This is a genomic window from Arthrobacter sorbitolis, assembly GCF_054510995.1.
Genome location: NZ_JBTNDM010000003.1, coordinates 191,079 through 215,774 on the forward strand (window position 1 = coordinate 191,079; position 24,696 = coordinate 215,774).

At 71.5% G+C, this 24,696-nt stretch carries 25 protein-coding genes and 1 tRNA gene; 12 read left to right on the plus strand and 14 right to left on the minus strand.

What is annotated here, in order from left to right:
- Positions 1-41 precede the first annotated feature (41 nt).
- The 5 genes from pstS to ACX80K_RS09325 all read right to left on the minus strand — a co-directional run bounded on the left by pstS (position 42) and on the right by ACX80K_RS09325 (position 3,181).
- A complete protein-coding gene (pstS, locus tag ACX80K_RS09305) occupies positions 42-1,154 on the minus strand; it encodes a phosphate ABC transporter substrate-binding protein PstS (RefSeq protein WP_459271578.1) in 1,113 nt (370 codons plus the stop codon).
- A gap of 73 nt (positions 1,155-1,227) precedes the next feature.
- Positions 1,228-1,443, minus strand: a complete 216-nt coding sequence (locus ACX80K_RS09310) for a hypothetical protein (protein ID WP_459271579.1) — start codon at positions 1,441-1,443, stop codon at positions 1,228-1,230.
- Between the two features lie 99 nt (positions 1,444-1,542).
- Entirely contained in the window at positions 1,543-2,340 is a 798-nt protein-coding gene (locus tag ACX80K_RS09315) for an SDR family oxidoreductase (RefSeq protein WP_459271580.1), read from the minus strand.
- 93 nt (positions 2,341-2,433) lie between these two features.
- Complete coding sequence (locus ACX80K_RS09320; protein WP_459271581.1) at positions 2,434-2,904, minus strand: Hsp20/alpha crystallin family protein; 471 nt, start codon at positions 2,902-2,904, stop codon at positions 2,434-2,436.
- 203 nt (positions 2,905-3,107) lie between these two features.
- Positions 3,108-3,181: transfer RNA gene (locus tag ACX80K_RS09325), tRNA-Val, on the minus strand.
- A 172-nt stretch (positions 3,182-3,353) separates the two neighbouring features.
- Between ACX80K_RS09325 and ACX80K_RS09330 the strand changes: the two genes are divergently transcribed.
- A complete protein-coding gene (locus tag ACX80K_RS09330) occupies positions 3,354-3,605 on the plus strand; it encodes a DUF2630 family protein (protein WP_104181168.1) in 252 nt (83 codons plus the stop codon).
- A 14-nt stretch (positions 3,606-3,619) separates the two neighbouring features.
- On the opposite strand, the gene ACX80K_RS09335 is transcribed toward ACX80K_RS09330, so the two are convergent.
- From ACX80K_RS09335 to ku, 4 genes are read right to left on the minus strand one after another with little or no spacing between them, the layout of a single operon-like run.
- A complete protein-coding gene (locus ACX80K_RS09335; RefSeq protein ID WP_459271582.1) occupies positions 3,620-4,429 on the minus strand; it encodes an ABC transporter permease subunit in 810 nt (269 codons plus the stop codon).
- A complete protein-coding gene (locus tag ACX80K_RS09340) occupies positions 4,422-5,369 on the minus strand; it encodes an ABC transporter ATP-binding protein (RefSeq protein ID WP_459271583.1) in 948 nt (315 codons plus the stop codon). The genes ACX80K_RS09335 and ACX80K_RS09340 overlap by 8 nt, the downstream gene beginning before the upstream one ends.
- 30 nt (positions 5,370-5,399) lie before the next feature.
- A complete protein-coding gene (locus ACX80K_RS09345) occupies positions 5,400-5,648 on the minus strand; it encodes a hypothetical protein (protein WP_459271584.1) in 249 nt (82 codons plus the stop codon).
- On the minus strand, positions 5,648-6,487 hold the full coding sequence (gene ku, locus ACX80K_RS09350) for a non-homologous end joining protein Ku (RefSeq protein ID WP_459271585.1): 840 nt from the start codon (positions 6,485-6,487) through the stop codon (positions 5,648-5,650). The genes ACX80K_RS09345 and ku overlap by 1 nt, the downstream gene beginning before the upstream one ends.
- Before the next feature lie 69 nt (positions 6,488-6,556).
- Here ku and ACX80K_RS09355 point away from each other — a divergent pair, with 69 nt between their 5' ends.
- The 4 genes from ACX80K_RS09355 to ACX80K_RS09370 all read left to right on the plus strand — a co-directional run bounded on the left by ACX80K_RS09355 (position 6,557) and on the right by ACX80K_RS09370 (position 12,725).
- Positions 6,557-7,051, plus strand: coding sequence for an SRPBCC domain-containing protein (locus tag ACX80K_RS09355; protein ID WP_459271586.1), 495 nt, complete (start codon positions 6,557-6,559; stop codon positions 7,049-7,051).
- 104 nt (positions 7,052-7,155) lie between these two features.
- A complete protein-coding gene (locus ACX80K_RS09360; protein WP_459271587.1) occupies positions 7,156-9,807 on the plus strand; it encodes an ATP-dependent DNA ligase in 2,652 nt (883 codons plus the stop codon).
- 38 nt (positions 9,808-9,845) lie between these two features.
- A complete protein-coding gene (locus ACX80K_RS09365) occupies positions 9,846-12,233 on the plus strand; it encodes a phosphoketolase family protein (RefSeq protein ID WP_459271588.1) in 2,388 nt (795 codons plus the stop codon).
- Between the two features lie 27 nt (positions 12,234-12,260).
- On the plus strand, positions 12,261-12,725 hold the full coding sequence (locus ACX80K_RS09370; protein WP_459271589.1) for an SRPBCC family protein: 465 nt from the start codon (positions 12,261-12,263) through the stop codon (positions 12,723-12,725).
- Positions 12,726-12,781: 56 nt separating this feature from the next.
- Here ACX80K_RS09370 and ACX80K_RS09375 read toward each other — a convergent pair whose 3' ends face one another.
- Positions 12,782-13,483 (minus strand): FadR/GntR family transcriptional regulator, encoded by a 702-nt coding sequence (locus ACX80K_RS09375; RefSeq protein WP_459271590.1) that lies wholly within the window; start codon positions 13,481-13,483, stop codon positions 12,782-12,784.
- A gap of 145 nt (positions 13,484-13,628) precedes the next feature.
- Here ACX80K_RS09375 and ACX80K_RS09380 point away from each other — a divergent pair, with 145 nt between their 5' ends.
- The 3 genes from ACX80K_RS09380 (at position 13,629) to ACX80K_RS09390 (ending at position 17,804) form a co-directional block, all read left to right on the plus strand.
- Entirely contained in the window at positions 13,629-14,993 is a 1,365-nt protein-coding gene (locus tag ACX80K_RS09380) for an SLC13 family permease (protein ID WP_459271591.1), read from the plus strand.
- Between the two features lie 97 nt (positions 14,994-15,090).
- Positions 15,091-16,305, plus strand: coding sequence for a CaiB/BaiF CoA transferase family protein (locus ACX80K_RS09385; RefSeq protein WP_459271592.1), 1,215 nt, complete (start codon positions 15,091-15,093; stop codon positions 16,303-16,305).
- Positions 16,302-17,804, plus strand: coding sequence for a carboxyl transferase domain-containing protein (locus ACX80K_RS09390; protein ID WP_459271593.1), 1,503 nt, complete (start codon positions 16,302-16,304; stop codon positions 17,802-17,804). The genes ACX80K_RS09385 and ACX80K_RS09390 overlap by 4 nt, the downstream gene beginning before the upstream one ends.
- 52 nt (positions 17,805-17,856) lie before the next feature.
- Here ACX80K_RS09390 and ACX80K_RS09395 read toward each other — a convergent pair whose 3' ends face one another.
- Positions 17,857-18,963, minus strand: a complete 1,107-nt coding sequence (locus ACX80K_RS09395) for a GTP pyrophosphokinase (RefSeq protein WP_459271594.1) — start codon at positions 18,961-18,963, stop codon at positions 17,857-17,859.
- A 149-nt stretch (positions 18,964-19,112) separates the two neighbouring features.
- Between ACX80K_RS09395 and ACX80K_RS09400 the strand changes: the two genes are divergently transcribed.
- Positions 19,113-19,946 (plus strand): alpha/beta hydrolase, encoded by an 834-nt coding sequence (locus ACX80K_RS09400; protein ID WP_459271734.1) that lies wholly within the window; start codon positions 19,113-19,115, stop codon positions 19,944-19,946.
- A 24-nt stretch (positions 19,947-19,970) separates the two neighbouring features.
- On the opposite strand, the gene ACX80K_RS09405 is transcribed toward ACX80K_RS09400, so the two are convergent.
- From ACX80K_RS09405 to ACX80K_RS09415, 3 genes are read right to left on the minus strand one after another with little or no spacing between them, the layout of a single operon-like run.
- Positions 19,971-20,759: an isocitrate lyase/PEP mutase family protein gene (locus ACX80K_RS09405; RefSeq protein WP_459271595.1), complete on the minus strand. Its 789-nt coding sequence runs from the start codon at positions 20,757-20,759 to the stop codon at positions 19,971-19,973.
- Positions 20,752-21,393 carry an alpha/beta hydrolase gene (locus ACX80K_RS09410; RefSeq protein WP_459271596.1) on the minus strand — a complete coding sequence of 214 codons (642 nt, stop codon included), beginning with the start codon at positions 21,391-21,393 and terminating at the stop codon, positions 20,752-20,754. The genes ACX80K_RS09405 and ACX80K_RS09410 overlap by 8 nt, the downstream gene beginning before the upstream one ends.
- A gap of 1 nt (position 21,394) precedes the next feature.
- On the minus strand, positions 21,395-22,375 hold the full coding sequence (locus tag ACX80K_RS09415; protein WP_459271597.1) for a ring-cleaving dioxygenase: 981 nt from the start codon (positions 22,373-22,375) through the stop codon (positions 21,395-21,397).
- Positions 22,376-22,534: 159 nt separating this feature from the next.
- Here ACX80K_RS09415 and ACX80K_RS09420 point away from each other — a divergent pair, with 159 nt between their 5' ends.
- From ACX80K_RS09420 to ACX80K_RS09430, 3 genes are read left to right on the plus strand one after another with little or no spacing between them, the layout of a single operon-like run.
- Complete coding sequence (locus tag ACX80K_RS09420; protein ID WP_459271598.1) at positions 22,535-23,017, plus strand: PGPGW domain-containing protein; 483 nt, start codon at positions 22,535-22,537, stop codon at positions 23,015-23,017.
- Between the two features lie 51 nt (positions 23,018-23,068).
- Positions 23,069-23,992 carry a carbohydrate kinase family protein gene (locus ACX80K_RS09425; protein ID WP_459271599.1) on the plus strand — a complete coding sequence of 308 codons (924 nt, stop codon included), beginning with the start codon at positions 23,069-23,071 and terminating at the stop codon, positions 23,990-23,992.
- Positions 23,993-24,021: 29 nt separating this feature from the next.
- Positions 24,022-24,549: a YbhB/YbcL family Raf kinase inhibitor-like protein gene (locus ACX80K_RS09430; protein ID WP_459271600.1), complete on the plus strand. Its 528-nt coding sequence runs from the start codon at positions 24,022-24,024 to the stop codon at positions 24,547-24,549.
- Positions 24,550-24,696 lie beyond the last annotated feature (147 nt).

Consider the following 24,696-nt stretch of genomic DNA (forward strand, 5'->3'; position numbering starts at 1 on the left):
GGACGAGGCGGGTCCCCTCCGGGGGCCCGCCTCGGGTCGTCCTAGGGGATGTCGCCGACCTCGACCGACGCGATCGCCTCGGTGGCGAGGCGGGACAGCTCGGGCGAGATGGGCGAGCTCCTCGCCGCCTCCGCGGCCGCGGCCTGCCCCTCGGCACTGACCGCGTAGGTCCCGAAGGCACGCACGACGGCGGCCGTGGCCTCGTTCTCGTAGCGCGCGCAGTACACGTGGTAGGACACGAGGACCAGCGGGTAGACGCCGGGTGCGCTGGTGGTCCGGTCGAGGTCGAGTGCGATGTCGTAGCCCTCGCGGCCGGGGACACGGCGGGCGAGGTCGACGGCGGCCGCTGCGGCCTCGGCGCCGGCCGGGACGTAGGCGTCCCCGACCTCGAGGGCCACGCGGCCGAGGGGGTCCCCGACGGCGGAATCGTCGGCATAGGTCACGGCGCCCACGGTGGCGGCCACGGTGCTCACCACGCCGGCGTTGCCCTTGGCGTTCTCGTTCCCGAGTGCTGACGGCCAGGTGCCGTCGGGCTCCTCGGTCCAGATCCCGGGCACCACGGCGTGGAGGTAGTCGGTGAAGTTCTCGGTGGTGCCGGAGTCGTCGGATCGGCTGACCGCCGAGATGGGCAGTGCGGGGAGCTCGACGTCCGGGTTCCGGGCCGCGATGGCGGGGTCGTTCCAGCGCGCGATCCCACCCCGGAAGATCCGCGCCACGGTGGCGGCGTCGAGGTTCAGCTCGGAGATGCCGGGCAGGTTGAACGCGATGCTGATCGGGGAGATGTAGGCGGGGATGTTGAAGGCGCCCCCCGGGCCGCACGCCTGCGTCGATCCGGCGAGCTCCTCATCGCTGAGGTAGGCGTCCGATCCGGCGAATCCCACGGCTCCGGCGAGCAGTGCGCCCCGGCCCGCACCCGAGCCGTCCGGCGAGTACTGCACCTGCGCGCGTGGGTGGAGGGTGGTGAATCCGGAGCGCCAGGCGTCCATGGCCGGTCCCTGCGCGGAGGATCCGGCAGCCGTCACCGCGCCCTGCAGGCTCATGTCCCCGCGTTGCGCCGCGGCCTCCTGCTCGGCACCCAGCGGGTAGTCGGAGCCGCAGGCCGTGAGGCCGAGGACCACGGCGAGGGACAGGGAGAGGGGTGCGCGGGTTGTCACCTCCGCCACGTTACAGGTGAAGACGAGGTGGACAGCAGGTGGACAGCAGGTGGACGGGCCGCGCAGGCCCGGGTCAGCCGCGGCGCAGGCGGTAACCGTCGCTCCTGTGCACGAGCCGGCGGCCACCGCCGTCGTTCAGCTGGATCCATACCACCGACGCGTCGTCGGTCCTCATGTCCAGGACCCCGCGGAGCTGCGTCCCGGCCGAGTGCTGGAGGGTGACGTGTTCGCCGCGCTTGACGCCGGACCAGTCCTGCAGGTCGGTATCGGGGGTGAGGGGGGCGTCCATGGCGGGCCTTTCACGGAGAGGTCGGGAACACCACGCTAGCCACCGCTCCTGAACGCCGCATGAACGTCCGTTGAAGACTGCCGCCCGTCCTTCGACGGATCAGAGGGTGCGCCAGTCCCCGCTCGTGAGGTGCGAGCCGGCCTGCGGACCCATGAGGAGCATCCCGCCGTCCACGACGAACGAGGCGCCGTTGACGTAGCTCGAGGCCCCGGAGGCGAGGAAGGCGACGACGTCGGCGATCTCCTCCGGCGCTCCCGGACGGCCCACGGGGATCCCGGGGCGGTCCATGGTGCGGGGGTCCTCGTCCTCGGAGGAGTTCATCGGGGTGTTGATCTCGCCGGGCAGGACCGCGTTCGCGGTGATGCCACGGTCGGCCAGCTCGAGCGCGATGGTGCGGATCAGTCCGCCGAGCCCGTGCTTGGAGGCGTCGTAGGCCGCGGAGCCCACGCGCGGCTGCTCCTGGTGGACGCTCGTGACGGCGATGATGCGGCCGCCCCTGCCGCCGTCAAGCATGTGCCGTGCGGCGCGCTGGAGGCAGACGAACGCGCCGTCCAGGTTGGCGCCCATGGTGCCGCGCCAGGTGTCCCAGTCGGTCTCCATGAACATGGTGCCGCCGTTGACGCCCGCGTTGTTGACGAAGACGTCGAGGCCGCCGAGTTCCTCCGCGAGCCGGTCGACGACGTCACCGCAGGCGGGGGCGTCCGTGGTGTCCAGCTGCGCGACGGCGGACCGCACGCCCTTCTCCCGGACGAGGCGCGCGGTCTCCTCCGCGCCCTCCTGGTCGGAGTGCCAGGTGACGCCGACGTCGCAGCCTGCCGCTGCGAGGGCGATGGCCGTGGCCCGGCCGATGCCGGAATCGGAGCCGGTGACGATTGCTTTGGTGGGTGTGAAGTCCATATCCCCATCCTTCGTGCCCGGCGCGCGACGCCGCAAGGGGTCCTTCCGACGCAGTACCCCCGGGCACGGGGCCCGGGGGTACTGGTAGGGCGATCAGGACTCGACGGCGTCCTGGTGTCCGCTGCCGGAGGTCGGACCGCGGACGGCGCTGGACCGGACCGGCGCCGAGTCCTCGCCGCTGACGATCTCGATCTTGCGCGGCCTGGCGCGCTCGCTGACCGGGATCGCGACGCTCAGGACGCCGTTCTCGTACCGGGCGGAGATGCCCTCGGTGTCGACGCCCTGGCCCAGGCTGAGCTGGCGGAGGAACGAGCCGCTCTCGCGCTCGCGGGTCAGCCACTTCACGCCCTCGGCGCTGCGCAGCGTGCGCTCCGCGCGGATGGTGAGGAGCTGGCCGTCGACGTCGATGTCGACCGATCCGGGATCGATGCCCGGAAGGTCCGCCGAGAGGATGTAGTGGTCCTTCTCGCGGTAGAGGTCCATCGGCATGAGGCGGAGTCCGGGACGGCTCTCGAGGAGGGCGCCGGCAACGCGGTCCAGCTCGCGGAATGGATCGAACTTCATGGCCACTGGAAACAACTCCTTCGCATCTGGAGGTTGAGCGTCCTTCGCTCAACTACGGAAAAATGTTAGCACTCGACCCCTGCGAGTGCCAGCAATCGCCGTGTTCGCCCACAACGAACTCCCGACGTCCCGGGGCAACGCAGAAGGCCCGTACCGACGGATCGGTACGGGCCTTCCAGGGTGCTGCCACCAGCTGATCCTCGTGCCTGCGCGGGGCCTCGATCCCCGGGCCTTCCGCGTGTGAAGCGGATGCTCTACCAGACTGAGCTACACAGGCAATTGGTTCTCCAACAGCTTAGGGCATCCGGGCGCCGCGCCAAATTCCCCGGCACGCCCCTCTGGATAGGCCGGTGATCGTGCTGGTCAACCGCCCACCGCCTCAGTAGCCTGAAGAAAAGCCTGCTGATCATCCGCTCACGCCGGACCGGCGACGACGAAGGGATAGCACGATGGACGACCAGGACCTCCTCCAGCGCATCCAGGCACTCGTGCAGGAGGAACACGACCTCCGCGAGCAGCCGCAGGACGCCGGCGCGGCCGAGGCGCACCAGGACCACGTCGCACGCCTGAAGAAGGTGGGGGAGGACCTCGACCAGTGCTGGGACCTGCTCCGCCAGCGCCGTGCGAAGGCCGACGCCGGCGGGAACCCCGCCGACGCCGATGCGCGGCCCGTCAGCCAGGTGGAGGGGTACCGCCAGTAGTAGCCCGGTCGGTGCTACCGGCCGATGTCGCGGCGGGACAGCCCCACGACGGCGGCCACCACCAGGACGCCGCAGAGGCCGAGGAGCACCGCCATGCCGCCCGCCGCACCGTTCCCGAGGCCGTTGGCGAGCGGCGCCGGGGAGAAGGCCCAGTCGTAGGGGGAGAGGTCCTTCACCCAGCGCGCGGCCTCCGCCTGGTTCCCGAGCGCATTGAAGGCGTAGCCGAGGACGGCCACGCCCGCGCCCGCCGCGATCGAGGCCGTCCTCGAACCGGTCAGGGCGCCCGCGGTGACCGACGCCAGGCCGCTCAGCAGGGACAGCAGGTACAGCGCGAACGCCCCGGCGACGGCGTGGCCCGCCGGTATCCCGAGCCCGGAGGGTCCGTCCAGCGCGAGGAGTGCCACCAGCAGGACGCTGCACACGACGGCGAGCCGGAGGCCGAGGGCGAGGGCCGCCTCGAGGGCCACCTGCGTGCGCGTGACGCCGTGCGCGAGGGTGAGTTCGAGGGCGCCGCTCTCCTCCTCGCCGCCGATCGCGGCCGCTCCCCAGCCCACGGCGGCGATGGTCAGCAGGACGAAACCGATCAGTCCCAGCAGGGTCGCCTGCGCATAGCCCGCGCCCGTGGTGATCGAGTCGAAGCCGAGGGTGGAGACCAGTTCCGGAGGCAGGGACGAGACGACGGACTGGAGCTGGCCGGACGCCCCCATGGACGGATAGATCGGCAGGTAGAGCAGGCTCGCGGCCACCACGCCCGCGGACCAGCCGACCAGCCCGACGCGGGAGCGCTGCACGGCGTGGCGGACGAGGGGCAGGGTGCTAGCCATGGCGCGCTCCGGCGTGCAGCGGGCCGGGCCGGCCGTACAGGCCGAGGACGGCCTGTTCGAGGTCGGGCTCCTCGATGACGACGTCCTGCGGCGCGAGCTCGGCCACGAGGGGGATCAGGGCCGCGGGCGAACCCGACAGGCGACCCTCCACCACCACACGCCTGCCGGCGTCACCGTGCGACTCCTCCGTCGCGAGGATCTCCAGGCCCGCGCGGTCCAGGGCCCGGGTCTGCGCCTCGGTCAGGGCGTGGTCCAGCTCGAGGCGCACCGAGCGGGGAGCCTCGTCGCGCAGGTCGGCGACGCGTGCCGAGCGGACCAGGTGGCCCTCGCGGAGCACCGCGACATGGTCGGCACCGTGCTGCACTTCGGAGATCACGTGGGAGGAGAGGAAGACGGCCTGCCCGCCCGCCCTCGCCTCCCGGACGAGGGCGAGGAACTCCCGCTGGACCAGGGGATCGAGGCCCGAGGTCGGCTCGTCGAGGACCAGCAGTTCGGGCCGGTGCATGAACGCCTGGACCAGGCCCAGTTTCTGCTTGTTGCCCTTGGACAGGGTGCCCACCCGGCGGGAGGGATCCAGGCCGAGGCGTTCGACCAGTTCACTGCGGAAGCGTCCGTCGACGGGGCCCGAGATGCGCGCGAAGTGCCCGAGCAGATCCGCGCCGGTGATGCGGCTGTCGAGCCTCAGTTCTCCCGGGAGGTAGCCGATACGGCGGCGGAGGCCCGGTCCCGCCCGCCAGGGATCCGCGCCGAGGATCGTCGCCGTACCTCCGCTCGGCCTGATCAGGCCGAGGATCAGGCGCATCGTGGTGGTCTTGCCGGCGCCGTTGGGGCCGATCACCCCCACCACGCTGCCGGGAGGTACGGTGAGCGACACGGTGTCCAGCGCTGTCCGCGTGCCGTACCTCTTGGTCAGGTCCCGTAACTCCAGGGCGTGCTGCATGCTTCCTCCATTGGATGCCCTGCCGCGGCATCAGGCCTTTCGCAGGAGCCAGGAGAGCGTCAGTGCGCCGGAGCTGCGCCGGAACCCGCTCTGGCCGGAGATCACCTCGAGGGCCGCCCAGACCGCCAGGCAGAGGGAGCTCGCGAGGCGGAGGCGTTCGCGGTTGCGTTCCTCGAGGGCCAGGAAGGACGCGGCGCCGAGCAGCGCCCAGCCCAGGATCGGCGCGTTCGGCCGCTGCGCCACGGTCTGGCGGCCGAGGTCGTCGGTGAAGAATCCCATCACGCGCCCTTCTTCTTCGAGGTGCCGGCGGCCTTGGCGTCCCCGGCCTTCTTCTCGCGGTTCTTCTCCACGCTGCGGCGCAGGGCCTCCATGAGGTCGAGCACGTTGTCGCCGTCGTCGTCGTCCTTGGTCGCACCGAAGGTCTCCTCGGTGTCGATCGTGTCGCCCTTCTCGATCTTCGCGTCGATCAGGGTGCGCAGCTGGACCTGGTAGTCGTCCGTGAAGTTCTCCGGGTCGAAGTCCGTGGAGAAGGAATCGACGAGCGCCGCCGACATCTGCTTCTCCTTGGCCGAGATGCGCACCTTCTCCTCGAGGGCCGGGAACGAGGCCTCCCGCACCTCGTCGTCCCACAGGAGCGTCTGGAGCATGAGCACGTCCCCCCGGACCCGCAGCGCGGCCAGGCGGCTCTTCTGCCGGAGCGAGAACTGCACGATCGCGGTGCGGTCCGTCTCCTCGAGCGTGCGCCGCAGCAGCACGTACGCCTTCGTCGAGGTGCCGTCGGGCTCGAGGTAGTAGGCACGGTCGAGCATGATCGGATCGATCTGGTCGGTCGGCACGAACTCCACCACCTCGATCTCCCGGCTCCGCTCCACGGGCAGGGACGAGAGGTCCTCATCGGTCAACACCACCGTGTGCTCGCCGTCGTCGTACGCCTTGTCGATGTGCTTGAAGTCGACCACCTCGCTGCAGATCTCGCACCGGCGCTGGTAACGGATGCGGCCGCCGTCCTCGTCGTGCACCTGGTGGAGGGGGATGTCGTGGTCCTCGGTGGCGCTGTACACCTTGACCGGCACGTTGACCAGCCCGAACGCGACCGCTCCCTTCCAGATGGCTCTCATGGGTCCAGTGAACACCAAGCAGGCTTGGCGGGCCAGAGGGCGCCGCCCGCCCACCCCTAGACTTGGGGGGTGACTTCCGAGACCGTAGAGCCCATCGTCAGCAAGACCACCAGCGACGACGGCGGCACCGTGCTGCGCCTGGAATTCCAGTTCGCGTTCCCGCCGACCGTGCTGTGGAAGCACCTGACGGACGGCGAGAAGCTGAAGTACTGGTTCCCGTGCGAGATGGAGTTCGAGCCGCGCGCCGCGGCGGAGATCCTGTTCCGGTACGCCGACCAGAAACCCCTCCGCGGGGACGTGCTGGAGGCCGTGCGGCCCACGGTGCTCGCCTACACGTGGGAGAGGGACAGCCTGCGCTGGGAACTGACGCGGACGGGTGACAACGGCACGCGGCTCGTGCTGCTCCTGACCCCGGGCAGCCCGCGGCACTCGGCCACCATGGCCGCGGGCTGGCACCTCACCATCGCCGGCCTCGACGACTTCCTGAACAAGCGCAGCCTCGGGCAGGACCCGGCACTGTGGGACGTCTACGTGGCCCGCTACCGCGAGCAGTTCGAGGACTAGGACGCGGACTAGGACTAGGACCGGACCCCGGTCGGCGCTCGCCGGCCGGCGTCCCCGCCGATTGGTACTGGACCGCCCTCGGCCCTCCGGTCGAGACTGGGGACATGGCTCCTCCGCGCACGGCACGGCAGCAGACCGTCACCGTGGACGGACGCACACTGCGTCTCTCCAACCTGGACAAGGTGCTGTACCCGGCCACGGGCACCACCAAGGCGGATGTCCTCGCCTACTACGCCGCCGTCGCCCCGCACCTCATCCGGCATGCGGCCCACCGGCCCGCGACGCGGAAGCGCTGGGTCCACGGCGTGGGCACGCCCGAGGAGCCGGCCGAGGTGTTCTTCCAGAAGAACATCGACGACAACGCTCCTGCCTGGGTGCCGCGCCACGCGATCCGGCACAAGGACCACACGAACGTCTATCCCCTGGTCGACGACCTCGCCACGCTCACCTGGCTGGGGCAGATCGCCGCGCTCGAGGTCCACGTGCCGCAGTGGCGCTTCACCGCGGACGGCGCCAGGGGGAACCCGGACCGTCTCGTCCTGGACCTCGACCCCGGCCCCGGCGCCGGGCTGCCGGAATGCGCCGCCGTCGCGCGGCTCGCACGGCCCATCCTGCAGGGCATGGGACTCGAGCCGTTCCCCGTCACGAGCGGTTCCAAGGGGATCCACCTCTACTGCGCGCTGAACGGCCGGCAGACGTCCGAGCAGGTGTCCGCCGTGGCCCGTGAACTCGCCAGGGCCCTCGAGGCCGACCACCCCGAACTCGCGGTCAGCGGCATGGTGAAGGCGCTGCGCCCCGGCAGGGTGCTCGTCGACTGGAGCCAGAACAACGCGAACAAGACGACCGTGAGCCCCTATTCGCTCCGCGGACGCTTCGAGCCGACCGTCGCCGCACCCCGCACCTGGGACGAGCTCGACGGCGGCGAGGACCTCCGCCACCTCGACCACAGTGAGGTCGCGCAGCGCGTCCAGGAGCTCGGGGACGTCCTCGCTCCCGCGACCCCGCCGGCCATGGACGGCAATGACGGAGGCGGTGGCGGTGCGGCGCCGTCGGACCGCCTGTCCACGTACCGGGGGATGCGCGACGCCGCGAGGACGCCCGAGCCCGTCCCCGAGGCCGTGGGTCCGCCCGGGGGCAACAGCTTCGTGATCCAGGAGCACCACGCCCGCCGCCTCCACTACGACTTCCGGCTGGAGCGCGAGGGCGTGCTGGTCTCCTGGGCGCTCCCGAAGGGACCGCCGCTGACGCCGAGCAGGAACCACCTGGCCGTGCAGACCGAGGACCACCCGCTCGACTACGGGACGTTCCATGGAACTATTCCGCACGGGGAATACGGCGCCGGCGAGGTGACCATCTGGGATGCGGGCACGTACGAGCTGGAGAAGTGGCGGGACGGGAAGGAGGTCATCTGCACGCTCCACGGGAGGGCGGACGGCGGCCTCGCGAAGGGCGGGACCGCGATCCGCCGCTACGCGCTCATCAACACCGGCGGCGGCCCCGACGGCAAGGCCAACTGGCTGATCCACCTCATGAAGGACCAGCCGGCGGAGGCACGGGACACGAGGGACCACGCCGAGGACACCGCCGCGGGGACCGCTCCGGGCGGACCTGCGGATACGGCGTCCGACACGGCGTCCGACACGGCGTCCGACACGTCGTCCGACACGACGTCGGACACGACGTCCGACACGGCGTCCGACACGGCGCTGGACACGACGTCGGACACGACGTCCGACACGGCGTCCGACACGGCGCTGGACACGACGGTGCAGGCTCCCGCCCGGCGCGGTGCGGAGGTCGTCCGGCCCATGATGGCCACGCTCGGCTCCGAGCAGGCCATCCTCGATCCCGAGGCCTGGGCCTACGAGATGAAGTGGGACGGCGTGCGGTGCATCGCGGTGGTCCGGGACGGGAGCGTGACCCTGCTCAGCCGCAACGGGATCGACACCACGCCCACCTACCCGGAGCTCGGGGACCTGCCGGACCTCGTCCACGCGGACGGCGCCGTGCTCGACGGCGAGATCGTCGCCCTCGATCCTAGGGGCCGGCCCCACTTCGGCCTGCTCCAGACCCGCATGAAGCTCACGCACCGGGCGGAGATCGACGCCGCCCGCCGAGTGACGCCCGTCCGCCTCATGCTCTTCGACCTGCTCGAGCTCGACGGCACCGACGTGACGCACCTGGAGTACCGCCAGCGGCGCGAGCTGCTCGAGAAAGCCGTCGACGCGGCGGACGACGGGCACGTGCAGGTCCCCCCGGCCCTGGACGCGACGCTCGGGGAAGCGGTCGAGGCGAGCCGGCAGCTGGGCCTGGAAGGGATCCTGGCCAAACGCCTCACGAGCGACTACCAGCCCGGTGCGCGGTCGTCGTCGTGGGTGAAGATCAAGCACCTCCGCACGCAGGAGGTCGTGGTGGTGGGCTGGCGGCCCGGCAAGGGGACCCGGGCCTCGAAGATCGGCTCCCTGCTCGTCGCCGTCCCCGACGGCGTGGACCTGCGCTACGTGGGCCGCGTGGGGTCCGGGCTGACGGAGCGGGACCTCGCCGAGGTGGGTGCCCGCCTCAGGAAGCTGGGCCGCAAGACGGCACCGCTCGACGACGTGCCCGGCATCGACGCGTCCGACGCGCACTGGGTCCGGCCCGCCCTCGTGGGGGAGGTCCAGTACAGCGAGCACACCGGGACCGGCCGTCTCCGCCACCCCGTCTGGCGCGGCTGGCGGCCGGACAAGACGCCGTCCGACGTCGTCGTCGAACTCTGACTCCGCCCCATCCACGTACTATCACCTAGGAGGCATATATGAGCAGTCTCGATATCCAGGGGTTGGACGCGTGGTGGCGGGCCGCCAACTACGTCTCGGTGGGGCAGATCTACCTGCGGGACAACGCCCTGCTGACGCGCCCTCTCGCCGGAGAGGACGTGAAGGCACGGCTGCTCGGGCACTGGGGCACCACGCCCGGGCTCAACTTCGTCTATGCGCACCTGAACCGGGTGATCTCGGCGCGCGGGCAGGAGATGCTGTTCGTCACCGGGCCCGGACACGGCGGTCCCGCGAACGTGGCCAATGCGTGGCTCGAGGGGACCTACTCCGAGATCTACAGCACCATCGGCAAGGACGGCGCGGGACTGAACGCCCTGTTCAGGCAGTTCAGTTACCCCGGCGGGATCCCGTCCCACGCCGCACCGGAGACGCCCGGGTCCATCCACGAGGGCGGGGAACTGGGCTACACCCTCGCCCACGCCTACGGGGCCGTCTTCGACAACCCGGACCTCATCGCCGCCGCCGTGGTGGGCGACGGCGAGGCGGAGACCGGGCCGCTGGCCACCAGCTGGCACTCGAACAGCTTCGTGGACCCCGCCGTGGACGGCGCCGTGCTGCCGATCCTGCACCTCAACGGCTACAAGATCGCCAACCCCACGGTGCTGGCCCGCATGCCCGAGGAGCAGCTCCGGCAGCTGATGTACGGGTACGGGTACGAGCCCCACTTCGTCACCGTGTCCGATCCGTCGGCCACGGAGGAAGCCCACCGGGACTTCGCCGCCGTCCTCGACACCTGCATCGACGACATCCACGCCATCCAGGAGAAGGCCCGCACAGCACCCGCCGGAGCCGATGCCGCGGCGGCCCGGTGGCCCATGATCGTGCTCCGCTCGCCGAAGGGCTGGACCGGCCCGGCGGTGGTGGACGGCAAGCCCGTGGAGGGTACCTGGCGCGCCCACCAGGTGCCGCTGACCGAGATCCACAGCAACGGGGAACACCTGCACCAGCTCGAGGAGTGGATGCGGTCCTACGACCCGGACTCGCTGTTCACCGGGACCGGGGAGCTGCGGCCCGAGATCGCCGCGCTCGCCCCGCACGGCGACCTCCGCATGAGCGCCACGCCCTATGCCAACGGCGGCTGGCTCCTCCGCGACCTGGTCCTGCCCTCCTACGCCGACCACGCCGTCGGGATCTCACGGCCCGGCGCGGAGAAGGTGAGTCCCATGATCACCGTGGGCGGCTACCTCCGCGACGTCATCGACCTCAACCCGCACAACTTCCGCCTGTTCGGCCCGGACGAGACGGCGTCGAACCGCCTGTCCGCCGTGTACGAGGTGACGGACAAGGCGTGGCAGCCGCGGATCGAGGACGTCGACGAGCACCTCGCGCGTTCCGGCCGCGTCCTCGAGGTCCTCAGCGAACACCTCTGCCAGGGGTGGCTCGAGGGTTACCTGCTGACCGGTCGCCACGGCGTCTTCAACTGCTACGAGGCGTTCGTGCACATCGTGGACTCGATGTTCAACCAGTTCGCCAAATGGCTGAAGGTGCATCGCACGCTGCCCTGGCGGCAGCCCATCGCCTCCTTCAACTACATGCTCTCCAGCCACGTCTGGCAGCAGGACCACAACGGCTTCTCGCACCAGGACCCGGGCTTCATCGACCACGTGGTCAACAAGAAGGCCGACATCATCCGGGTCTACCTGCCGCCGGACGCCAATACGATGCTCGCCGTGACGGAGCACTGCCTGCAGACCCGCGACACCGTCAACGTGATCGTCACGGGCAAGCAGCCCACGCCCACCTGGCTGGGGCCGGAGGAGGCGCACCTCCACGTCAGGCGCGGGATCGGGATCCTCGACTGCGCGGGCTCCGAGGAGCCGGGCCTGGAGCCCGACGTCGTCCTCGGCTGCGCGGGCGACGTGCCGACACTCGAGGCCGTGGCCGCCGCGGGACTGCTCAAGGCAGCCATCCCGGGGCTCAGGATCCGCGTGGTCAACGTCGTGGACCTCATGCGCCTGCAGGACAGCTCGGAGCACCCCCACGGACTGTCGGCGCGCGACTTCGACACGCTGTTCACGACGTCCAAGCCCGTGGTCTTCGCCTACCACGGCTACCCGTGGCTCATCCACCGCCTGACGTACCGGCGCAGCAACCACACGAACCTGCACGTGCGCGGCTACAAGGAGGAGGGCACCACGACGACGCCGTTCGACATGGCGATGCTGAACCAGATCGACCGGTTCCAGCTGGCCATGGACGTGATAGACCGCGTGCCGGCCCTCGGGGCCACCCAGGCCCGGTTCCGGCAGGACCTCCAGGACCAGCGGCAGCGCGCCTGGCAGTACACGCGCGACGCCGGGAAAGACCTGGAGTCGATCACCGGCTGGACCCTCGACGAGTCCTCACCGGACGACGCACAGCACTGACGAACCCCACCAGAAGGAGAACACCGCATGACCGAGACACGCTTTTCCGCCACCCGGACCATCGACGCACCAGCAGACGCGATCTTCACCCTGCTCACCAACCCCGCGCAGCATGCCGCACTCGACGGCTCGGGGATGGTGCAGTCGGACAGCAAGTCGGACCGCATCACCGCGGTGGGCCAGGTGTTCACCATGAACCAGCACTGGGACAAGATGGGCGGCGACTACCAGACGGACAACCACGTGGTGGGCTACGACCCGAACAAGCTGCTCGCCTGGAAGACGGCGCCCGCCGGCGAGGTGCCGCCGGGCTGGGAGTGGGTGTGGGAGCTGCAACCCTCGGGACCGGATTCCACCGAGGTGTCCGTGAGCTACGACTGGTCCGGCGTGACGGACAAGGAGATCCTGAAGAAGCTGACCTTCCCCGAGGTGTCGCAGGACGCCCTGGACTCGACGCTCGCCAACCTCGCGGCGCAGGTCTCGGAGGCCTAGGGAGGCCCGGCGGACGAGCGACGGCCGGTCCCTCGGGCCCGGCCGTCGTCGGCGGACTACCTCAGCAGCGCGACGTCCGAGACCAGCTCGATGTGGCGCTGCATGGCCTCGGCGGCAGCGGGCGCGTCCTGGCCGCGGATGGCCACCGCGATGACCCGGTGCGATTCCAGGGACTGCTCGGGACGGCCGGGCTGGGCGAGGGACTCCAGGCGCGTCTCCAGCACCATCTCGCCGATGAACGCCATGAGCTGTGCCATCACGGGTGAGTGGGCCGCCGCCGTGACCGCCTGGTGGAAGAGTTCGTCCCCGTGCGCGCCGCGGTCGCCGTCGTCGATCTCCGCCTGCATCGTGTCGAGGGCCCGCCCGATCGCGACCAGGTCCTCGGCCGTGCGGCGTTCGGCCGCGAGGGCTGCGAGTCTCACCTCGAGGGTGCTGCGGGCCTCGACGATGTCCGGAAGGCGGCTCCGGTGCTCGCGCAGCCCCTTGATCACGCTCGCCACACTGGCCCGGTGGCGCAGCACCGCGCCGGTGCCGTGCTGGACGTCGATGACCCCCAGCACCTCCAGGGCCACGAGGGCCTGCGCGAGGGTGGCCCGCGACACCCCGAGGCGCTCGGCGAGTTCACGCTCGGCCGGCAGGAGGTCCCCCGGGCGCAGCTTCGCGGACTCGATGTAACCGAGCAGCTGCTCGACGAGCTGTTCGTAGAGGCGCGGACGGGCGAGGCGTCCCAACGGTTGCGGACTGGCGGCGTCGGTCATCCTGGCTCTCCCCAGATAGTGGTGCGCTCATGGTACCGGTGAATAGTTGACACGGACACATACTCTCCTACAGGCTAGGCCAGTGGTCCTGTAAGCCACGTCACACGCTCGCCCGCCCCCGCCCGTCGCCTGCTGGAGGATAACGATGTCCGCCCCACTCCTATCGATCATCATCCTCGCGGCGATGTTCCTGATCGCCACCCTGCTCCCCATCAACATGGGAGCCCTCGCCTTCGTCGGCGCCTTCCTGCTCGGCGCCGTCGTCCTGGGGATGGATACCGACGACATCATCGCCGAGTTCCCGGGCGGGCTGTTCCTCACGCTGGTCGGGGTGACCTATCTGTTCGCCATCGCGCAGAACAACGGGACCATCGACCTCCTCGTGCAGGGTGCGGTGAAGCTGGTCCGCAACCGGGTGGCCCTCATCCCGTGGGTCATGTTCCTCATCACGGCCGTCATCACGGCCGTCGGGGCCCTCGGCCCGGCCGCCGTGGCGATCATGGCCCCCGTGGCGCTCGGCTTCGCGGCCCGCCACAAGATCTCACCGCTGCTCATGGGCATGATGGTGGTCCACGGTGCGCAGGCCGGCGGGTTCTCGCCCATCGCGGTGTACGGCGTGATCGTGAACGACATCGTGGGCGAATCCGGCTTCGAGTCGAGCCCCCTCGCCGTCTTCCTGGCGAGCTTCATCTTCAACCTGCTCATCGCCGTCGTCCTCTTCATCGTCCTCGGCGGCCGGAAGCTCCTCTCCTCCCGCATGACCGAGTTCGTCGAGGAGGCCGCCGAGGCACGCCTGAAGGCCAGCCCCGGTGCCCGCGCGGCCGACGTCGCCTACAAGGGGACCGGCAGCGGAACCTACGGCCCCCGCGATCCCGCGGGGGACGGCGTCCTTGCCACCAGGACGAAGGAGGACCGCTTCTCGCAGGGGGCCACCATCCTCGGACTCGTCGCGCTCGCCGTCATCGCGCTCGGCTTCAAGGTCGACGTCGGCTTCGTCGCCATCACCGTCGCCGTCGTCCTCGCCCTGATCTCCCCGAAGGCGCAGAGCGGGGCCGTCAACAAGATCGCCTGGTCCACCGTCCTGCTCATCTGCGGCATGCTGACCTTCGTCGGCGTTTTGCAGGCGGCCGGCACCATCGAGTACGTGTCCGACGGCGTCGCGGGCCTCGGCATGCCGCTCCTGGCCGCGCTGCTCATCTGCTACATCGGCGCCGTCGTCTCCGCGTTCGCCTCCTCGACGGCCATCCTCGCAGCGCTCATCCCGCTGGCCATCCCGTTCCTGGAGACCGGCGCCGTGGGCGCCGTCGGCGTGGTCTGCGCGCTCGCGGTATCCTCCACGATCGTCGACGTCTCGCCGTTCTCCACCAATGGCGCCCTCGTCCTCGCGAACGCCCCCGAGGGGACGGACAAGGACCGCTTCTACAGGCAGATCCTCGGCTACGGAGCGATCGTCGTCGTGGCCGGGCCGATCATCGCCTGGCTCGTCCTCGTGGTACCCGGCTGGCTCTGAGCCGGCCGGCCCCGACCGACCCGACCGATCCGACCGACCCGACCGGCCTGATCGTCCTGATCGACCCGACCGACCCAGCACGACCACCGGAGGAAGCATGAGCGCCGAACAGACCGCCGCCGGCACGACCGGGCGCGGAGGACCGCTGGCCGGTCGCCTCGTCGTCGACCTCAGCCGGGCACTCGCCGGACCGCACGCCGGCATGATGCTCGGCGACCTGGGAGCGCGGGTGATCAAGGTCGAGACCCCGGGTACGGGGGACGACACCCGCGGATGGGGCCCGCCCTTCGTCGGCCCGGAGGACGACCGCCAGTCCACCTACTTCCTGTCCTGCAACCGGAACAAGGAATCCATCGCGCTCGACCTCAAGAGCGACGACGGCAGGACCGTCCTCACGGACCTGCTGCGCCGCGCGGACGTCGTCGTCGAGAACTTCCGGCCCGGCGTGCTGGACCGGCTCGGCTTCTCCACCGAGGCCATGCTCGAGCTGAACCCGGGCCTGGTCGTCCTCTCCATCACCGGGTTCGGCCACGACGGCCCCGAGGCGAAGCGCAGCGGGTACGACCAGATCGTGCAGGGCGAGGCCGGGCTGATGTCCGTCACGGGGCCCGACCCCGACAACCCGCAGCGCGTCGGCGTGCCGATCGCCGACCTGCTCTCCGGCATGTACGGGGCGTACGGCGCCGTCGCCGCGCTGCTCGAGCGCGAGCACACGGGCCGGGGGCAGGTGGTCCGCACCTCCCTGCTGGCCGCGATCATCGGCGTCCATGCCTTCCAGGGCACGCGCACCACCGTCGCGGGCGAGGTGCCGCGCGCGCAGGGCAACCACCACCCCTCCATCGCGCCGTACGGGCTGTTCAACTGCCGGGGCGGCAAGGTGCAGATCAGTGTGGGCAGCGAGAAGCTGTGGGCCACCTTCACGGCCGCCTTCGGGCTCGACGGCGCCCGCCCGGAGTTCGCGACCAACGCCGACCGCGTGCGGAACCGCGACCTGCTGATCGGCGTCGTCGAGGACGCGTTCTCCGCGTACGAGGCGGAACCGCTGCTCGCCAGGCTCAACGAGGTGGGCATCCCCGCCGGCAAGGTGCGGACCCTCGACGAGGTCTACGCCTGGGACCAGGTGCACTCGCAGGGGCTGCTCCTCACCGTGCAGCACCCGGTCCTGGGTGACATCGCCCTGCCGGGGCCGCCGCTGCGCTTCTTCGACGGCGCCTCCGAGACCACGCCCGCCGGCCACAGGGCCCCGCCCCTGCTCGACGGCGACGGCGAGGCCATCCGCGCCTGGCTCGCCCCGGGTGGATCCCGGGCGTGAGCACCTCCCCACGGCACCTCACGGCCCGCGAACTCATCGGCGCCGTCCTCGACGCCGGGTCCTTCACCTCGTGGGACGGCGAGGTGTCCCCCTATCCCGGCGCGAGCCCCGCCTACGAGCAGGAGCTCGAACGCGCACGGGAGAAGAGCGGGGCGGACGAGTCGGTCCTGACCGGCGAAGGCCTCATCCACGGCCGCAGGGTGGCCGTCATCGTCTCGGAGTTCACCTTCCTCGCGGGCTCGATCGGCAGCGCCGCCGCGCACCGGATCACCGCCGCGATCCGCAGGGCGACGGCGGAGCGGCTGCCCCTGCTGGCCGGTCCGGCGTCGGGCGGCACCCGCATGCAGGAGGGCACCCCGGCGTTCCTGTCCATGGTGGACATCACCGCGGCCGTGCGGGCCCACCGGCAGGCCGGCCTGCCCTACCTCGTCTACCTGCGGCATCCCACGACGGGCGGGGTCATGGCCTCCTGGGGGTCGCTCGGCCACGTCACGGTCGCCGAGCCCGGCGCGCTCCTCGGGTTCCTGGGCCCCCGCGTGTACGAGGCGCTGTACGGGGAGCCCTTCCCGGCCGGCGTCCAGACCGCCGAGAACCTGTTCGACAAGGGCCTCATCGACGCCGTCGTCCCGCCGGAGCACCTCGCGGGCATCGTCGACAAGGCCCTGACCGTCCTGCTCGCACAGCCGGCGGGGAAGCCCGCACCGCCGCCGTCCACCGCCGTCCGCCCCGGCACCGGTGACGCCTGGACGTCGATCCTCGTCTCCCGCAACCGGAGGCGGCCGGATCTCCGCCGCCTCCTCGCCTACGGTGCCCGGGACGTCCTGCCGCTCAACGGCACCGGCCAGGGCGAGAAGGACCCCGGACTCCTGCTGGCCCTGGCGCGCTTCCGGGAGCAGCCCTGCATCGTGCTCGGACACCAGCGGCCCCGCCGGCCGGACGACTCCGTCATGGGCCCGGCGTCGCTCAGGGAGGCGCGCCGGGGCATGAAGCTCGCCGAGGAGCTCGGCCTGCCCCTGCTCACGGTCGTCGACACCGCCGGAGCGGACCTGTCGAAGGAGGCCGAGGAGGGCGGGCTCGCAGGCGAGATCGCGCGGTCCCTGCACGATCTCATCGGCCTCGCGTCGCCGTCGGTGTCCCTGCTGCTCGGGCAGGGCGCCGGAGGCGGCGCGCTCGCCCTGCTGCCGGCGGACAGCACGATCGCCGCCGAGCATGCGTGGCTCTCCCCCTTGCCGCCCGAGGGGGCCAGCGCCATCGTGCACCGCACCGTGGACCGCGCGCCGGAGATGGCGGAGGCACAGGGTGTGAAGGTCGCCGCACTCGTCCGCCGGGGCGTCGTGGACCACGTGGTGGACGAGCGGCCCGACGCCGCCGAGGAGGGCCGGGCCTTCTGCGAGCGGATGGCGGATGCCATCGAGTACGAGCTGGCGCGCGTGAAGGAACTCCCTGCCGAGGACCGGCTGGAGCGCCGCGCCGCGAAGTACCGGGCGGGGACCGGCTGACGCGGATACCGGGTGCCACGGCTCCCACGAGGGACCCCGGGATGCCGCCCGGTCAGGCGGGGTGCTGCGCCCGGTACAGCTCCATCTGCCGGTACCGGCGCTGGAGGCTGTCCCGGCGGGGAGTGCTCTCCGCGTCCGCCGCCTCGGCGGTGAGATCGATGTGCCGCTCGCCGTAGTGCCAGAGCAGCATGTCGTCGAGGAGCCGGTCCGGTCCCGGCGAGTACCGGTGGTCGAGCGCCTTGCGGACGGTGGTGATGGTGTCCGCCTGCAGCAGGGCCACGAGCCCGAGGGTGGTCTTCAGGTCGTGGGCGGCGAGCAGTTCGGCCGCCCAGCCCCAGTTGTCGTCGGCCTTCCGGTCCACGTGCGGCAGGAGCGTCTGCCAGACGTCGCGGATACGGTTCGGCGTCAGGGGTGCGCTGCCCTCCCCGTCCTCGTCCCAGAAGCCCGTGACCGTCTCGTACCGTTCGTGCAGTTCGGCGAAGGCCGATTCCACCGTCTCCAGCATGGCCGCCGTCCCGGTGAACTGCCGGTCGAAGTACGGGCTCCAGGCCTTCGGGTTGGACGCCTTGAAGCGGATGTCGTGCTCGATCTCCGACCAGGCGTGGGCGAGCACGGTACGCACCTGCACCTCGAACAGGTAGCTTCCGGCCGCCTTCGTCTCCGGGTCCACGGTCTGCTGGAAGGCGCGGACCACGTCGTTGTGGATGGTGCGCATGATGAGGTGGCGGCTCGAATAGCCGTACGTACCGGACTCGATGGACCCGATGTCCTTCTCGCGGTCGCCGCGGCAGTCGAACTCGTGGCGCTGCCGCTTGAGCAGGGTCGCCGCGAGGTCCACCTCGTGCGGGAGCGTGGTGATGATGCGGACGCCCACCAGGTCGGTGAGGTTCCGCAGGGGATCCGGGAACACGACGACCGGCGGCGCCCCGGCGTCGGGGGAGGGCAGGGTGCGGGACGCCTTGTCGCGGAAGGACTCGACGGTCTTGGTGCGCGCGGTGACGAACAGGGGCTTGAGGTCCGTGCCGTCGAAGATGGCCTCGATGCTGTCCCGCATGGCGGCGGTGACGCGGTCGAGGGCCGGCCGGACGCGCTCGTACTCACGCGTATGCGCCTCGACGGCCGGCCTCAGCCGTTCGTCGAGATCATCCCATGCGCCCATGCACCGTGCCTTTCGAGAGGAGAGCCTTCATCGTAGCCAACCCGGCCGACGGTTACGCTTCAGCTGTGAATCCGGTGAACCCCGTGGGCCGACGCTCCCTCCTCGCACTGCTCGCCGCCGCCGGGGCCTCCGTGCTCGCCGCGTGCGGCATCGGGGACACGGGGACGGGGTCCCGCGGCGATACGCCCGCGGCGGTGCCCCGGCGGTACGGCTACGGCGACGATCCGAGCCAGTTCGCGGACCTCTACCTGCCCGCCGCGGACCTCGCCGTCCGCGGCGTCGTCGTCATCATCCACGGCGGCTACTGGCGTTCCACCTACGGCGCTGAACTGGGGGAGCCCCTCGCGCAGGACCTCACGGGGCGCGGGTACGCGTGCTGGAACCTCGAGTACCGGCGGGCGGGCAACGGGGGCGGCTGGCCGGCCACGTTCGACGACGTCGCCGCCGGCATCGACGCCCTGGCGCCCGCTGCGGCGGAGCACGGACTCGACCTGCGGTCGACGACGGCACTCGGCCACTCGGCGGGCGGGCACCTCGCGGTCTGGGCGGCGGGCAGGTCCGGGCTGCCGCCCGGTGCGCCGGGGGCCGGGACCCCCGCGGTGCCGCTGACGGCCGTCGTCAGCCAGGCCGGCGTGCTCGACCTCGGCGGGGCCCGGGAGCTGGGACTGAGCGGTGACGCCGTCGAGAACCTGCTGGGCGCCCCCGAGGACCCCGAGCGGTACCGGCTCGCCGATCCGATGACCGCGATACCCCTCGACGTCCCCGTGTACGCGGTCCACGGCACGAAGGACACCACCGTCCCGCTCAGCCAGTCCGAGGACTACGTCGAGGCGGCGACCTCCGCGGGTGCCGTGGCCGAACTGGTCCTGGTCCCGGGTGACCACTTCGCCGTCATCACGCCCGGGTCGGAGGCCTGGGGGCGGATCGTCGGACTGCTCGACGCCGCTGCGGACGCGGCGGACCCCGGCCCGCCCGAGGGCTGACCGGGGTCCGGGGGGCGGGCGCGCCTAGTTGAGCGGGAGCGTGCCCTCGGGCAGGGCGCCGCCGGCGAGGAGTTCCCGCGCGGAGTCCGCCAGGGCGGTGAGCGCCACGCGCTGCGTCCACGGCCCGTAGGAGATGCGGGCCACGCCGAGCTCCTGCAGGCGCGACGGCGCGAGGCTGCCCGGCACGTTGATGACGCTCAGGCGCTGCGGCCCGAAGGCCTCGACGAGCGCGGTCACCGCGTGCTCGTCCAGCAGGCCGGGGACGAAGACGGACGTGGCTCCGGCGGCCAGGTAGGCCCTGCCGCGCTCGACGGCGTCGGCCAGGACGTCCGCCGGGGCGCGGTCGCCCGCCTTCACGAAGGCATCCGTACGGGCGTTGAGCACGAAGTCGATGCCCTCCGCGGTGCCGGCCCTGAGGACGGCCTCCATCTGGGCCACGGCGTCGGCCAGCGGCCGCATCTGGTCCTCGATGTTGGCGCCGACGATCCCGACGCCGATCGCGCGGCGGACGGTGTCCTCGGGGTCGCCGTACCCGGACTCGAGGTCCGCGGAGACGGGCAGGTCCGTCGCGGCGGCGATCCGTCCGACGGCGGTGATCATCTCCTCGAGGGGGATGTTCTCGCCGTCCTCGTAGCCGAGCGACGCGGCGATCGAGTGGCTCGCCGTGGCGAGGGCCGTCGTGCCGGGGACGTCCGCGACCGTCTTCGCGCTGATGACGTCCCAGACGTTGACGACCTGCAGGATCCCGGGGGCGGAGTGCAGTCGGGCGAGAGTGGTGGCCTTCGTGGCGAGGTCGTTGCGTGCTTCAGTCATGGAGTACTTTCCGGGTATGCGAGGCGATCCAGGCGGCTGCGCCGTCCACCTCGGTGGGATGGATTCCGTGGCCGCCCTCGCGGACGTTCCGGTCTACTTCGGCGCCGCGGCTCTCGAGGATCGAACCCACGCGGACCACGCTGTCGATCGGGGCCATGGCGTCGGACTCCCCGTTGAACAGGGCGATGGACGATCCCGAGAGGTCCGCCTCGATGGCGCGCCCCTCCAGCGGGAACATGCCGGAGAACGCGACGGCACTCCGAACGGCGTCGGGGTGCAGCAGGGCGGTGGCGAGCGCGATGTTCGCGCCGTTGGAGAAGCCGACGGCGACGAGCGGTCGCTCGCCGAGGCCGTAGTGCTCCCGCGCCCAGCCGATGAACACCGCGAGCTCGCCCGCGCGGCGGACCACGTCGTCGACGTCGAACACGCCCTCGCCGAAGCGGCGGAACCAGCGGTTCAGGCCGTGCTCCTGCACGGGCCCGCGCGGGGCGAGGTAGCCCGCGCCGGGAGCGAGGCGCTCCGCGAGCGGCAGGAGGTCGTGTTCGGTGCCGCCCGTGCCGTGCAGGAGCAGCAGCACGGGTGTGTCCGCCGCTCCCGGGGCGAACAGGTGCGGCCACTGGTGGATCGCGGTCATGTCAGCTCCTGAAGAAGGCCTGGACGGCCGGGTTGTTCTCGGCGGGCAGCTCGATCTTCGCGACGGAGTGCGCGATGGCTTCCCGGTTCGGTTCGAGCCACGGCGGCAGCTTCAGGGAGCGGCCGAGCTCCAGCAGGGGCTCGTCGATGTCGAACCCCGGCGTGTCCGTCGCGATCTCGAGGAGCGTGCCCCCCGGCTCGCGGAAGTAGATCGAGGTGAAGTACTGGCGGTCGAGGATGGCGGTGACCGCGTAGCCGCGCTCGGCGAGCTCCTGGCGCCAGAGCTCCTGCGTCTGCTGGTCGGGGACGCGGAACGCGATGTGGTGCACCGTGCCGCCGGCCACGAGCCCGCGCTCGCCGCGGGGATCGGTGACGACGTCGACGACCGTGCCGGGTTCGCCGTCGTGCGTGCTCAGGCGGTAGCGGCCGTCCCGCTCGCCGAGGACCTTCATGCCGAGGTCGCGCGTGAGCGTCTCGAGGGTGCGGGCGGGGTCCTGGACCGTCAGGACGGAGGAGTGCTGGCCGCGCACCGCGTACTCGGCGGGCACGGAGGCGGAGTCCCAGGGGTTGCGCGGGTCGGAGACGGAGGAGGCCACGAGATCGATCTGCAGGCCGTCGGGGTCCCGGAGCGAGAGCCGCTCCTCCTCGGACGATGCGCGGGAGACGGTCGACTCGACGCCGAGGTCCCTGAAGTGCTCCTGCCACCAGCCGAGCGTGCCCTGGGGCACGGAGAAGGCCGTGGTGGTCGACTGTCCGCTGCCGATGCGTCCGCTGCGGATGCCCTGCCACGGGAAGAAGGTCAGGAGCGAGCCGGGGCGCCCGGACTCGTCGCCGTAGTACAGGTGGTAGGTGCCGGGATCGTCGAAGTTGACGGTCTTCTTGACGAGTCGCAGTCCCAGTCCCTTGATGTAGAAGTCGATGTTCTTCTGCGGGTCACCGGCGATCGCGGTGACGTGGTGGAGACCTTCGGTTTGTACAGTCACGCTGTCCTCCTTCGGGGTACCGGGCGGGCGGGCACCGGCATGTCGATGCAAACGCATGCATCCTGGAGTTTGTTCCCGGGCACCCCGAACAGCCCCGGAGAGCGATCCGCAGCCTGCTGACCGTCGTGGCCCCCCAGCTTCCTGTGTCATCCTGTTCGCATGGCAGCGAGAGGGCGGGTCTCCGGGTGGGTCCGCCGCACCGGGATCGAGGTGGTCGGCTGGACCCTCGTGGTACTCGGCGTCGCCGCCCTCGTGCTGCCCGGACCGGGACTCCTGATGCTCGCCGCCGGGCTGGCGGTCCTGTCGCAGCAGTACCACTGGGCGCGCCGGTACCTGAAACCCCTGAAGACGAACGCCTACCACGCGGCCGCGCTCGGCGTGAAGACCATCCCGAGGATCGCCGTGAGCTGTGCCAGCGCGCTGCTGATCATGACCCTCGGCGTGGTCTGGATCCTCCAACCGGAGGCGCCGTCCTGGTGGTTCCTCGAGGACAGGTGGTGGCTGTTCGGGGGAGCGGGCACGGGCATCAGCCTCATCGTCTCCTCCATCATCGCCCTCGCGCTGATCGTCTACAGCGTGCGCCGGTTCCGCGGCCGGCCCATGCCCGCGCGCCCCTCCGGGCTGCGCGCGGAGACGGAGTAGGCGGGGCGGGACGCCCGGGTGCGGGAGGCGCGGGGCTGGTACGTTGAACGGGTGCTCACCGTGATCGGGGAAACCCTCATCGACGAAGTCGTCAGCGACACCGCCCCCATGCGCGCACACGTGGGCGGCAGCCCGATGAACGTGGCCGTGGGACTCGCGCGCCTCGGACACCCCGCCCAGTTCGTGGGCCGCTACGGCGACGACGAGTACGGCCGGATGATCGGGAAGCACCTCCGCGACAACTCGGTGCCGTTCCCGGTGGAACCCGACGCCTCGCCCACGAGCGTCGCGACGGCGCGCCTCGACCCCGCGGGAGGGGCGTCCTACGACTTCCAGCTCGTCTGGGACCTGCCGGGCCTCGCAGGGCGGAAGGACGTGCTCCTCGACGGCACCACCCTGCTGCACACCGGGTCCATCGCCACGATGCTCGCCCCCGGGGCCGACGACGTCCTGGCCCTCGTGACGGCGGCCCACCCCTTCGTCACCGTCACGTACGATCCCAACTGCCGGCCCACCATCATCCGTGATGCCGCGTTCGCCCGCCGGCAGGCCGAGCGGTTCGTCGCGCTCGCCGACGTGGTGAAGGCCTCCGACGAGGACCTCGCGTGGCTCTACCCCGACCGCAGCCCCGAGGACACCGCACGCGCCTGGCTGGACGCCGGCGCCGCCGTCGTCGTCGTGACCCGCGGGTCGAGCGGGCCCTGGGGTGTGAGCCGCGCCGGTGAGGCCGCCGTCCCCGCACCCCCCACCAGCGTGGTGGACACCGTGGGCGCCGGGGACTCCTTCATGGCCGCCCTGGTCGGAGCCCTCGTGGACCTCGAGCTCGACGGCGCCCATCGGCGGGACGACCTGCGCCGAATCACCCTCGGACAGCTGACCGGGATGCTGCAGTACGCGGCCCGGGCGGCAGCCATCACCGTCTCCCGCGCGGGCGCCAACCCGCCCTCGCGCGACGAGATGGCGCGCCAGGCCTGACCCCGCACCACGACACGAGGAGCACACCCATGACCCGCGACCCCTACGCAGACCTCCCGCAGGTACCCGAGTTCGAGCTGACCAGCGAGACGGTCGTCCACAACGGGCCCCTCGATCCGGCGCAGGCGTCCGGGGTGATGGGAGCAGGCGGCAGGGACGAGTCGCCGCAGCTCAGCTGGAGCGGCTTCCCCGACGGCACGAAGAGCTTCGCCGTCACCGTCTACGACCCGGACGCCCCCACCGCGAGCGGGTTCTGGCACTGGTCCGTCGCCAACCTGCCCGTGACCACCACGTCCCTGCCCGCAGGTGCCGGGACCGACGGCTCCGGCCTCCTGCCCGACGGCGCCGTGCAGCTGCGCAACGACGGCGGCTTCGCCGGTTTCGTGGGCGCCGCCCCACCGGCCGGTCACGGCCCCCACCACTACCACGTGGTGGTGCACGCCCTGGACGTCGAATCCCTCGAGATCCAGCCCGGGGCCTCCCCCGCCTACCTCGGCTTCAACCTCTTCTCGAGCACCATCGGCAGGGCCCGCCTGATCGGCACGTTCGAGCAGTAGGCGGACGCCCGCGCCCGGCGGGAGGACAGGAAGGGCCGGTGGCCCCGCCGGTCACCGGTCGTTTCCGTCCCCTCACGCGCAAGCGGGGGGAAGCCGGGGAACCCGGCGCCCGGCACGAGCGGGGCCGCCGGTAGGGTGGAGGTCCGG